We start from the raw sequence: 12,482 nt of genomic DNA, 5'->3' as shown, positions 1-12,482 counted from the left end.
GAACGGGTCCGGCATACCCTAGAATTAGGGGCATCGTTCGGTGTACCATGCAGCGGCTGCTTCTCCAGATGACGTCGTTCTTTTTTCGTCGCCGGTGCCCATGAACGAATCACTCAGCATTCTTATTATCGAAGACGATGCTGACACGCTCACCAACCTCTGCGATATCCTCGAACTGGACGGACATCATGTCGTCGGTGCCTGTTCGTTGGCCGAAGCAAAGGCATGGGCCGATCGCGACGCGTTTCAAATCGTGATTTCCGATCGCAAATTGCCTGACGGATTGATCGAGGATCTGCTTCCGGAGCTGATCGATTCGGTGAAGGGATCCGACATCATCGTGATCACCGGGTTTGCCGACATGCAAAGCACGATTACGGCGTTCCGGTTGGGGGTGACCGACTATGTCATCAAGCCGATCATTCCGGACGACTTGCGCAGTACGGTGCGTCGGATCGCGGACAAAAAGCGACTCGAGGCGGAATTGGCCAAAGAGCATGCGTTCGCCGAGCTGGTTCTCGACACGGCCGAGGCGATCGTGCTGGTCTTGGACCTGGAGGGTACGGTGATTCAATTGAATCCGTACCTGGAACAACTCACCGGTTGGACTCCGGGCGACCTGAAGGGAAAGAATTGGTTCGAAGTCTGCATCACCGAAGAGGATCGGGAACGCGTCAAAGAGGTCTTCATTCGCACCGCGCATGACGTGCACACGCGTGGCGTCGTCAACTCCGTCGTCGGCAAAGACGGTCGCCTGTACCAGGTGCGATGGTCCAACACGACGCTCAAAAACCATAACGGCGAAGTCACGTCCGTACTGGCCGTCGGCGTCGACATCAGCGACCTGACGGCGGCACAAACCCGGGCGTTGCAGTCCGAAAGGCTCGCCGCGATCGGGCAGACGATGACCGCCCTGGCCCACGAGAGCCGCAATGCCCTGCAACGTATCCAAGCCGCCAGCGAATTGCTGGGGCTGGAGATCGCCGGGAATGAACATGCCCTCCACGACCTGAAGAAAATCCAACGAGCCACCGACGACCTCAAGTGCTTGCTGGAGGAGGTTCGGTCGTTTGCCGCACCCATCCAGATGCGTCCCACGACGGTCGGGCTGCCCGAGATCTGGCGGCGGGTCTGGGACGATCTCGCCGTCTCCCACGCCCAGCGTGACGTCCAGCTGATCGAAAATTTCGAGTCGTGCAACATCAAGGTCGATGTCGACACGCTACGAATGGAGCAGGTCTTTCGAAACTTGTTCGAAAATGCGCTGGCGGCTTGTCACGATCCGGTCCGCATTGAATTGAATTGCGTTTGCGATCGTGATCACGTCAAACTCACCGTCCTGGATAATGGACCGGGAATGTCCGAGGAACAATTGGAAAAACTCTTTGAACCCTTCTTCACCACCAAGCAAAGCGGTACCGGGCTCGGACTATCGATCTGCCAGAGAATCATTGAAGCACATCGCGGCTCCATCGCGGCTCGAACCCATCCCAACGGCGCCGCCTTTGAAATCAGACTCCCCCGCCAAAAATCCTGCGACGTCGAAATCTACCCCTAGCCGGCCGACGCAGCGGAGCAAGCGGAATGCATAATCAAGACCAAGCGGTGCTGCTGGCGATCCTGGAAGCCGCCGTGGACGCCATCATCGTCATCGACAGCAGGGGCGCGATCCAGACAGCCAACCCGGCCACGACCCAGTTGTTCGGCTTTGAAAAAAGCGAGATGCTCGGAAAAAACGTCAACATGCTGATGCCCAGCCCGTTTCGGGAACAGCACGACGGTTATCTGGCCAACTACCTCAAGACGGGCGAAGCGAAGATCATCGGGATCGGTCGTGAGGTGATCGGAAAACGAAAAGACGGCTCCACGTTCCCGATGCACTTGGCCGTCAGCCGGATGGCCGTCGGCGATCAAATCTTGTTCGCCGGAATCGTTCGTGATATCACCGACATCAAAAATGCACAGCGACAACTGGCTCTGGCCAACGAAAAACTTGAACATCGCGTGCAGGAACGAACCGCTGAATTACGTGCCGCACAAGCGGATCTGCTGAAATCCGAGCGGATGGCCACACTCGGTCAAGTCTCCGGCGGCATCGCCCACGAAATCCGAAACCCACTCAATGCCGTCCGGACATCGGTATACTATCTGAGAAACGTTCAAACTCCATCGCCGGAAAAGGTGCATGAACACTTGGAGAGGATTGATCGGCAGGTCACCATGATCGACAATGTGATCACCGCGCTTTCGGATATCGCTCGGATGCCCGAACCGGCCGTGATTGCCTGCGACGTGAAAGAAATGCTCCGCAAAATTGTGTCCTCCGTTTCGATGCCGGCGAACATTCAAATCGAGACGGATTTGCCAGACAGTGGATTTCAAGCTGCCATCGATCCGAATCAGGTTTCCATCGTTTTTCGTAACCTGATCCGCAACGCCCGCGACGCGATGCCCGATGGAGGCACTCTCTCCATCGCCGGACAGATCGCTCCCGATGAATTGGTCGTTCAGGTTTCCGACACCGGCATCGGGATCAAACCCGACGACTTGGCTCGCGTGGTCGAACCACTTTTTTCCACCAAAGCTCGCGGGATGGGCCTCGGGTTGGCCATCTCTGTCGCGATCCTAAAAAAGAACCAGGGGCGACTGGAAGTGGAAAGCCATCTCGGAAAAGGGACGACGTTTTCGGTGCACCTGAAACCGTTCTCGGGGGAGGAACCAGGCCACGATGAATGAGAGCGGATCAAGGGTCTTGATCGTCGACGACGATGCGGACATTCGAACCAACTTTGCCGATATCCTCAGCGACCTCGGCTACCAAACCACGACGGCCGAAGACGCCACCGCGGCGCTGCGTTGCGTTCGCGACAGTCGCTTTGACGTCGTCCTGTTGGACTACCAAATGCCCGGCATGGACGGTGCATCGCTGTATCGGGAAATCAAGAAACTGCAGCCCTCGGTGGCCGCCATCATGATCACCGCCTGGGCCGGCAGCGACGGTGCCCAGCAAGCGAAAAACGCAGGGACGTGGGACGTGCTACGAAAACCCGTCGACATTCACGACCTGCTGGAAAAACTCGCCCGCGCCGCCAGCGCCCCGATCGTGCTGGTCGTCGACGATGACGAAGACTTCTGCCAGTCGCTTTGGCAAGTGCTGAACCTGCGGCATTTTCGCGTGGCATTGGCGCACAGCGAAGCCGAAGGGATCTCGCAGGCCAGTGACTCGCAATGCCAAGTTGCGATCGTCGATTTGAAACTCGGCAGCGGTGACGGGCGGAATGTCATCCGTCGGATCCATCAAGCGGTCCCGAAAGCACGCACGATCATCGTCAGCGGAGACCGGAAAATCGCTGCCGATGCCTACGACGAACTCGGTGACCAAGTCGTCAACGCCGTCTGCCAAAAACCCATCGACATCGATCAACTGCTCAACATGATCGAAACCGACAGCGGCCGAAACTAGCGAGCAATATGAACTGGCGCCCTCAACGGCACCGTCGATCCCGTGCGGCGCCAGCGGAACATCGCCAGGACGACCAGGGAGAGCAGCATCGCGATCGAGAGATCCGGTTCCGGGATCGCCGTCGTTCCGATCTTTAACGTCACCGAGTCGGCGTTCTCCCCGGAACCCCAGGTCCACACAAACTGATCCCCATTGCTGACACCCATCGAACTGAAATTCTGCAGATCGATCCGGCCGGTGAAAGCCAACGGTGCTTTGGACACATAATTGGTCGGCACAAACAACATCCCACCGAGGTTGATGTCAGTGGTGACCATAAACGCGTCGCCACTGGACTGCGACATTCCAAACAGCTGGTCCGCTCCGAAAGAGCCCGGTGCGGTCACTCCCGAATAGCCCGCCGCAAATCCCCCGAAACCCACCGTCGCATTGGACGGGATGACAAACCGACCGACCGACCCGTTGAACCGAAAATTTAAATCGGTCAGGTTGATGGTTCCGCTGCCGGTCAAGCGAATACTGCCATTGGAGGGCACTTCGTCCATCTGGATCACGACGGCCGCGTCCGCCGGCCGAACCGCCAAGCACGCAATTGTCGAAAGCAGGAGCAGCGAGCAAGTTCGCTTCACGGTGTTCATCTTGATTCTCTTGATCGAGCCGGGCGGAGTGGATCGTTGGGAGTGCTAACAATAATACGACGGGTGGCACAGCAGCGGTCATTCAGCGACGATTCGGGCGCCGCTGAAGAAACATCGCCCCGCTGATCGCCAAAACCAAGCACGGCATGGCAGGCTCCGGCACGGCCGACACAGGGTTTCCTTGATACGAAAACGAAATAAAATCGCTCGTCGCCGTCACGGCGTTGGAACTGCGTCCCTGAACGACCAAGTCCTGGCCGAGCACGGCGTTCTGTCCATCGAACTGAAAGGTCTGCGCCGGCTGGAAACTGAAATCGTAAAAGAAGGTTGCGTTGGAGAACTGATCGGTGATCGAAAGAGTTTCGACGTTCCAGAGATCATCGCCGGTATGACGAGCAGCGTACGTGATGTCAAACGGATTCGACTCGCGGTCGTTTGCTCCCAGTCCGGCAAACCGCCCTTGGATCTGAAAGGAGTTGTTGACGTTTCTCGGCGCTGCACCGTCGGCCAGAATGAAATCATTGAAGTCGGGGAAGAACCGAATGTGGCCGCGTTCTTCCGACGGCTGGCTGAAGCCTTCATCCCACGCCACTCCAAACCCTTGCTCGATCACACCAGAGGACGAGTCGCGGGAAAAGCCGAACCGTGCGATCTCTTGCGTCGAGAGACTGCCGGACAAATCAAATCGCAACTGAGCTCGGATCTCAATCCGATCGCCCACGCCGAACTTGTGATTCGGAAATGCATCGAGTGCACCGGTGGTGCTGAAGATCGGATCCACACCTGAAAGCTGATTCGACAGCGTCCCCACTCCTGTCGGCGTGACCTGCATGTTGGTGCTGCCGGTCCAATCCGGATGTGCCGTCGGCGACCCAGCGACATAGCCTTCCGATGACCGATAACTGGTCGAGAAATTCACCGCCACGTCGGCATAGCAGGCTATTTGAGAAAGCCCAAACGACAGCAACGCAGCCAAGACAAACCGATTGATCAACGGTGGAGACATCACAGAGTCCGGCGAGAGAAAAGGGGAACCGACCAGCCATCCCTTCACCCGACTCACGACTTTCAACCAGTTGACAGCGATGCAATGGAAGTCGATTCGGCGACCAAGAGGCGGGAATAGTGTACCAGGGTGCATCGAGGGCGGGGGCACTGTTTGACGCAATTGATCAATTGCTGTCTCGCACACCACACCGTCGGCTCCCAAGCGCAGGCGGGCCGCCCGATTGGCAGAATGATTCAGTGCAGAATGATTCAGTGCAGAGCCGCCGGGGATCGAGCGACAGGAAAAACGGTGACAGGGAAATTCCAGGAGCCGCTCACGGTCGCCCCAAGCCCTCAACGCTATCGCCGTGAACCGCGCGGACAACATTTTCTTGTCACCCATTTTCTTGTCTCCCTTCTCCGTCGGCTCGACCCAATCGCTGCCGCGGTGCACCTAAGTACATCAACGTAAACAATCAAAATTGCGCGTCGTTTCTGGCGTTGGTCATGGCAACCACTTAATATCCTTGCATTGATTGACCACCGTTACCTTTCAGCGAGCTTGCAACGAAATGGCCTTCTTATTCCGCACCAAGGCAGAAGCAGTCATGCGCGCACCCAATCGAGAGCGTTCCCGCTCGCGCCGTCGGAATCAATGGCGTCTATCGCCTCTGGAACAACGAGTGATGCTGGCAGCCGATTGTGGCGCGGCCATCGGCGAGTTTGGCGGAGAGCCCGCATCCGCTGAAGTCACTCCAAGCCATGTCACCTCGTCGCGCATCGCTGCCTCGCAACAGACGTCACAGATCGTGTTCATCGATTCCGCGGTCGACCAAATTGATCACTTGGTCAAAGGACTGGCGAAACATCACGAGCTTGTCTTGCTTCAACCCGATCGCGGTGGCTTGGAACAAATCACCGAAGTCTTGGCAACGCGACACAACGTTGACAGCGTGCATGTTCTTGCCCATGGCCGATCCGGTGAATTGCAGTTGGGCAATCAGCGCGTCGACTCGGAAGTGATCCGGCGTTATGAATCCGAGATTCGAAGCTGGAGCCGTGCCCTGACCGCCAATGCCGACATCTTGATCTACGGTTGCGAGACCGGTGCCGAGACGCGCGGATTGAATCTTGTTCAGAAACTCGCGGAATGGACGGGCGCTGATGTTGCCGCTTCGACAGACAAGACTGGATCCGCGTCAGGCGATGCCGATTGGGATTTGGAACGGCACGTGGGTACGATCGAAGCCGGTTTGGCCTTCGATGCTGCGACCCGCCAAAGTTATCAAGCGATCTTACCGATCACGATCCAGGCTGCGGGAGCACGGGGCGAAGAACAGATGCTGGTGCAGATCGACCAGACCACCGTTGCGACGTTCGATAACGTCGGCAGGTCCTTGCAGTCGTACACCGTCGACGTCGATGGGATCGATGCCGATCAAGTTCGCGTCGTCTTTACCAATGACCTGTATGACCCAGCCAACGGAATCGATCGCAATCTACGCGTCGACAAGATCATCATCGATGGTGTCACGTACGAGACCGAAGCTCCCGAAGTCTTCTCGACGGGAACGTGGAAGCCGGTCGAAGGCATTGTGCCGGGTTATCGCCTTTCCGAAACACTTCATTCCAACGGGTATTTCCAATACGCCGGGTCGACCGTTGATCCCGGCGGAGATCCGAGTTTGTTGGTGATCAATGAGATCCATTACAACCCCGGGCCGGACGGGGCGGTTGACTCCGACGCCGAGTTTTTGGAACTGTACAATTCCGGCGACCAGACCGTCGACTTGGGTGGTCTGTCGTTCGTCGGATTTAATTTGACGTTTGCATCGGGGACGACCATCAGTCCCGGTGAGTATGCGATCGTGTCGCCTTCGATTGCGATCGCCGAAGCGACGTGGGGAGTGACGCCGATCGCCGAATTCACCTCCGGCGGCTTGTCCGGCGGGGGCGAATTGATCCAGCTGTTGGCCGCCGATGGCGTCACGGTTCTCGATGAAGTCAGCTACTTGGACGAAGCCCCTTGGTCGCCGCTGCCCGACGGCAACGGCCCGTCATTGGAGTTGCGTGATTGGGCGTTGGACAATTCACTGGCGGAAAGTTGGGGCGTCAGTATCGGCGACCCGACGCCGGCGGCAGAAAACTCGATCTTCGGCGAACCCGAGGTGGATCCGATCACAGACATCGTCGTCTCACCCGGCGTCGTTCTTCCCAACCAAGACTTTTCGATCAACGCCACCATCGAAGGTGCGACCGAAGCGACGTTGGTCTACAAGGTCATGTTCGGCGACGAGCAATCGGTCGCGATGACGAACACCGGCGGCAGCACTTGGGGAGCCACCCTACCGGGAGCCGAACCGGGAACCTTGATTCGATACCGAATCGAATCGGAGGTCGCCGTTGCGCCGTTCAATGACACGATCAACTACTTCGGAATCGTCGTCTCGCCGACCGACATCAGCGGAAACACGCTGCCGCTGTTTCAGTTCTTCGTCGACGAGACTGAGTTCACGGAGCTGACGACCACCGAACTTGCGTTGACCAACACGACCATCGGCGCAGTCGTCTATTACAACGGTGAAGTGATCGACAATGCAACGGTCCGCGTTCGCGGCGGCGATTATTCACGCGAGTTCTTCCCTAAGAAGAGCTTGAAGTTTGAGTTGCCTAAGGGACACACGATCGACATCGGCGCCGAAGGCAGCTATCCGATCGACGAGTTCGGCATCAACGCTGACTTTGGAGACTGGTCGGTGGTGACGCCGGATATCTCTTGGGACGTCTTCAATGCCGAAACCGATTCCTTCACCAGTTCCTTCTTCGTCCGCGCGGAAATGAACGGCGATTTCCATGGCGTGTTCCGATTCCAAGAACTGTACGACGGGGCGTGGCGCACGGCAAACGGCATCAGTGACGCGGACGAATTCTTTAAAGCCGAACAAGGGGGCTTCGGTTCTTCTCCCAAATTCGACAAGAAATCGCCTGACGACGGCGACCTGACGTCGCTGGCCCAACTCAACAGTGTGTTGACCGCTCCGGCATCGGCCGCCAAAACCGCTTATCTGTACGACAACGTCGATGTCCCCAACGTCATCAACCACATGGCGATTTCGACGTTGATGCGACACGATGACCAAAGCAACCAGAATTTCTACATGCTGTTGGATCAGGAAACGGGATTGTGGTCGATCGTCGAATGGGATGTCGACCGCACCTGGACACCTGACAGTCTCGGGCCCTTTACCACGCCCGAGCCGATCGGACATGAATTGCTCGATTCCATCTTTGAAATCCCCGAGTTCCAGGACATGTATTGGCGTCGCATGCAAACCCTGGTCGACACCTACCTGAGTGACGATCGACTGGTCACGCGGTTCGATGAATTGGTCGATGGGATCGGTGCCACAAACTCTGCGCTTGAATTTGCCAAGTGGAACCGTAACGACATCTATGCCAATCCCTACTGGGCCAACAAATTTGAAGCCGCGATCGAGACTCGTCGTGCAGACTTTGCAAACGAAATCCGGATGCCAGGTTCTGCCAGCGGCAACAGTGACATCGTGATCAACGAATTGCATTACAACCCGCTCGATGGCGACCCCGAGTTCATCGAGCTTTACAACCCATCGGCCACCGAATCGGTTGATTTGTCGGGCTGGACCATCGACGGCGTCGGGCTGAAAATCGGCTACGGCACCGTGATCCTTCCCGGCGAGTACGTCGTTTTCACGGACGACTTTTCCAGTTTCCGTTCGCTTTATCCCGGCGATCTTTTCGTCGGCGGACAGTATTCCGGCGGACTCAGTGGCGGTGGCGAATTGATCACGCTGTCGGATGACTCCGGAAACCTCGTCGACTCAGTCGAATATGACGATGTCGCACCGTGGCCGACCGAACCTGATGGCAACGGGTTCACGCTCGCGCTGATCGACCCGGCACTGGACAACAGCGTGGCGGCCAACTGGTCACCCAGTAACCAAATCAACGGCACGCCGGGGCTGGCCAATGACGCGCAGAACGTCTCGACGCTCGTGAAAATCTACGCGGCTGGATCGCTGGGCGACGAGATCGTGACGTTGCAGGTCGCCGGTCAACAGGTCGCGATCTTCGACCTTTCGAAGTTCGGCGGCAAAGCCAACGATCTGCTCAACCGCAACTTCGTTGAATTGCGTTGGGTCACGGACACGACCGTGGACCCTGCGGACGTTCGAGTCAGCTTTATCAACGACCGCTACGATCCGGCCAACGGAATTGATTCCAACGTCGCCATCGATCGCATCGAGATCTCGGGAACGGTGTACGAGACCGAAGCGCCGACAGTTTATTCGACGGGAACGTACGTCAATGGCGTGGGCATTTCTCCCGGCTTCCGGCTGAGCGAGATCCTGCACACCAACGGTTACTTCCAGTACAACGCCTGAGCGGCACGTTGTATTCCGAATCGGTCGACAGGAAAATGAAGGCATGTGAGCTAGCGATGCGGCGGCCATGAGGTGGCGGCAAATTGTGCGTCCGAGCCCTCATTCTGCCCCGTATTGTTCTGCCATTGCTCCTTCCCTGTCTGCCTCCATGAGAACACGAAGGGATGGCAGAATGATTCGGGGCAGAATGATACCAGCAGCGGCGGGCAGGCTGACGGCTAACGAATAAGCTGGTCATCGCCCCCGATCCGTCATTTATTGATCCTCGCAATGCCTTCAACAGGCATGCGGCCGGGAACCAGCTTGTCGATGGGCACTCTCGAATCATCTGATCTCGGTTTTCGTTGCCGGTCTCCGACCGCGACTGTGATCCAAGACTTTCCAGACTTGAGATCGGCGATCTCTTGATCCGAAAACAGCGACTCAAACCATCCATCTCGACTGGCGCTGCCAAGCCGGATTCCAGCCTCCTCGTTCGTCGTCCAAAGCATCAGCTCAGACGCGACGTTGCGATTAGCCGTTGCGACCGTCTTCCATTCATCTCCAATCATCCGTCCGTGCCAAGCGGTTCGTTTCGGTTTGGTTGCCGTGGCGGGAAGCTGCAGGTCGGCAAATTGATTGTGGACAATGAGATGGTCGGGAAAGCCGAAGTTTGCCACCGCTTCGGCCCCGGTTGCATCGAGACAGACGTACAAAACCGGCTCGTAGGTCGCGAGGTCCTTTCCATCAAGTCGGTCGATTAATTTCTTCAGACGTCCGGGCTTTGCCAGACGAACGTTGTATCTGATTTCTTGCTTCTCAAAGGAGACGATGTGCTCGTCTGCAGCAGGAAGAATCCACACCTCATGATCGCGTAGTTGCGTCTCCGAAAACGCCTCAATCAGCTCCATGGTCTCGGGTGGGTTCGCGTTGAAATACACCGCCTCCGAGCCGTTCACCCAGCGTGAATAGACACGGGAAGGGTGCCGAAACAGTCGAATCAGATTCGTCGGCCAATCGGGTGAAGCAACCGTCGCGTGGGGATGCTGGCTATCTGGACCAATTCGTTCGGTAGCCCATGCGTACGCGACACGCGTTGAGAGCAGCAGTCCGAAGAGGATCGCAAAAGCCAAAAGGTATCGTCGAGTCACTGAACTCTTCACTGCATTCTCCGGGGTTCATGCTGTCATAGACAGTCTTTGGTGCCCGCGACAAGCTCGATCGAGCCAACCGGGAAACGGTGGCTTCGATCGACAAGAAAATGGATGACAGGAAAATGGAGGCATGTGGGCTAACGATTCGGTGGCCATGATGTGACGGGAATTGTGTGTCCGAGCCCTCATTCTGCCCCATATTGTTCTGCCATTGCTCCTTCCCTGTCTGCCTCCATGAGAACACGAAGGGATGGCAGAATGATTCGGGGCAGAATGATACCAGCAGCGGCGGGCAGGCGGCCTGCGAACGAATCTGCAGGCGGTTCGCACCAACCCCCGCTTGTGGTTCGTTCCTTCCGTCATTTGTGGCACGCCCCTATGGCTGGACGCACAGGTCGATTCTAGATCTGGTGGAACTGTCGCAAGAAGTCCCGTTTCATGGATTTGAATTTTCGGTGGGTTTCGTGGAGAAGCTTGCGTGATCGGCACTGAAACGCAGGTGCCAGTATTCCCCAGTCTCCATTTCGGGCGAACAGGATCAAATAGTCGACGTTGCTACCCTGCCAGCAGTTCTGAATGTGCTGATTGTCACGAGTTGACGTAAAGGTCTTCACTTGCAGACGGTGGAAATTGGGGCCGTCAGAAATCAGTAGGTCCGTCTTGTGCCCATGGTCCAGCATTGGTGCGTAGACCTCCCAGCCATCACTCATCAGCCAACATGCAACCATGTTCTCGAACGAAACGTTCTTGAGCGTTTGGTGAGTCCGGGGTGGCGTTTTGGTTGTGCGGCGTGGCAATGGTCGAACGAATCAGGAAGGTTAAAAATGGGCCCCCAAAATAAATACCTTCCAATAGCCTCGGATGCAAAAAATCAAACGCCAAACACGTTGCCCACGATAGGTCGGCGCACTTACCGGATTCAAGTTGGTTCCATTCACCAAATCTGCGGGCAACGGCCGGCAAGATGCCGACGAACCAAATCGCAGACGGGTCGCGCAAATGCCGACTTGTGGCTGACACCATACATCAGGCCTTTCGATCAGCGACTGCGGCGACGCATGACCGTGACCATGCCGAGCAGAGCTAGCATCGCAACCGAACCCGGCTCGGGGATGGCGGATGGCGAAACGATGAAGGCCCAATCATCGGTTGCCAAGTTATTCGTGGCGGAAATCGCGACTTCCTTGATCGACTGTCCACTCGGCGCTTGATATCCGAAGAACGTGTCGTTGGCATTGAAGGACCCCGGAACGGTGTGCATCAACGACATGGTTGAATCATCTGAAAACGTGATCGTGAATTCCAAATCGTTGTCGCCACCATTCAGGCTTGTATTGAGATCTAACACGATCAGCCCGAACGTGGTCACGGCATCGCCGGTCGACATCCCAAGCTGATCGGTAACATCTTCGAAAACGAACCGGTTGAGGTACGGAGTCGGAAAAGGGTCAGGTGCACCGTTGAACAAGACTCGCCCACCGGACAGTGCGCCAGCCGTGCCAGTCCCTAGATTGCCGATCGACCAAGTCCGTTCGTCATTCCTCACATGAAGCGTCTTCGTTCCTCCAGCAAACGTCGCCTCCAATCGATTCGAGTCGGTGATGGTTCCATTGTCAAAGTCGATCACGCCACCTTGCCCGGCTGCAAAGGCGGATGCGACGTCAACGGAGACTTGCCCGGCTGTGTAAGCTGTCGCACTGATGTCTACGCTGTTTGCCTGAACCACATTCTCGTCAAACACGCCAACCGACACGATGCTTGCGTTCGCAATTGAGACAGTATTGACGGTGAATAAAACAACAGGAACAAATGCAAGAAGCTTGAGTTTCATCTGAAG

The 12,482-nt window shown here is 56.7% G+C and carries 8 protein-coding genes; 4 read left to right on the top strand and 4 right to left on the bottom strand.

Annotation, left to right across the window (positions count from 1 at the left end; genetic code table 11):
• Positions 1–100: 100 nt before the first annotated feature.
• The 3 genes from TBK1r_RS24295 to TBK1r_RS24285 are packed head-to-tail and all read left to right on the top strand — an operon-like array spanning position 101 to position 3,463.
• Entirely contained in the window at positions 101–1,558 is a 1,458-nt protein-coding gene (locus tag TBK1r_RS24295; protein WP_145216680.1) for an ATP-binding protein, read from the top strand.
• 26 nt (positions 1,559–1,584) lie between these two features.
• Positions 1,585–2,736: a two-component system sensor histidine kinase NtrB gene (locus TBK1r_RS24290; RefSeq protein ID WP_145216677.1), complete on the top strand. Its 1,152-nt coding sequence runs from the start codon at positions 1,585–1,587 to the stop codon at positions 2,734–2,736.
• Positions 2,729–3,463, top strand: coding sequence for a response regulator (locus TBK1r_RS24285; protein ID WP_145216674.1), 735 nt, complete (start codon positions 2,729–2,731; stop codon positions 3,461–3,463). Before TBK1r_RS24290 ends, TBK1r_RS24285 begins: the two co-directional genes overlap by 8 nt.
• Here TBK1r_RS24285 and TBK1r_RS24280 read toward each other — a convergent pair.
• On the bottom strand, positions 3,460–4,092 hold the full coding sequence (locus TBK1r_RS24280; RefSeq protein ID WP_145216671.1) for a hypothetical protein: 633 nt from the start codon (positions 4,090–4,092) through the stop codon (positions 3,460–3,462). The two genes, TBK1r_RS24285 and TBK1r_RS24280, sit on opposite strands and share 4 nt — an antisense overlap.
• A 91-nt stretch (positions 4,093–4,183) precedes the next feature.
• Positions 4,184–5,107: a hypothetical protein gene (locus TBK1r_RS24275; RefSeq protein WP_145216666.1), complete on the bottom strand. Its 924-nt coding sequence runs from the start codon at positions 5,105–5,107 to the stop codon at positions 4,184–4,186.
• A gap of 667 nt (positions 5,108–5,774) precedes the next feature.
• On the opposite strand from TBK1r_RS24275, the gene TBK1r_RS24270 reads away from it, so the two are divergent.
• Complete coding sequence (locus tag TBK1r_RS24270; RefSeq protein WP_419580348.1) at positions 5,775–9,512, top strand: DUF4347 domain-containing protein; 3,738 nt, start codon at positions 5,775–5,777, stop codon at positions 9,510–9,512.
• A gap of 251 nt (positions 9,513–9,763) precedes the next feature.
• Here the strand turns inward: TBK1r_RS24270 and TBK1r_RS24265 are convergent, their stop codons facing one another.
• Complete coding sequence (locus TBK1r_RS24265) at positions 9,764–10,654, bottom strand: hypothetical protein (RefSeq protein WP_145216660.1); 891 nt, start codon at positions 10,652–10,654, stop codon at positions 9,764–9,766.
• Between the two features lie 1,030 nt (positions 10,655–11,684).
• Positions 11,685–12,476: a PEP-CTERM sorting domain-containing protein gene (locus tag TBK1r_RS24255; RefSeq protein ID WP_145216654.1), complete on the bottom strand. Its 792-nt coding sequence runs from the start codon at positions 12,474–12,476 to the stop codon at positions 11,685–11,687.
• Between the last annotated feature and the right edge of the window lie 6 nt (positions 12,477–12,482).

The sequence above is a fragment of the Stieleria magnilauensis genome (assembly GCA_007753675.1).
Taxonomy (GTDB): Bacteria; Planctomycetota; Planctomycetia; order Pirellulales; family Pirellulaceae; genus Stieleria; species Stieleria magnilauensis.
The sequence above is the reverse complement of the archived record's forward strand: the minus strand, read 5'-3'. Positions and strand labels throughout refer to the sequence as shown.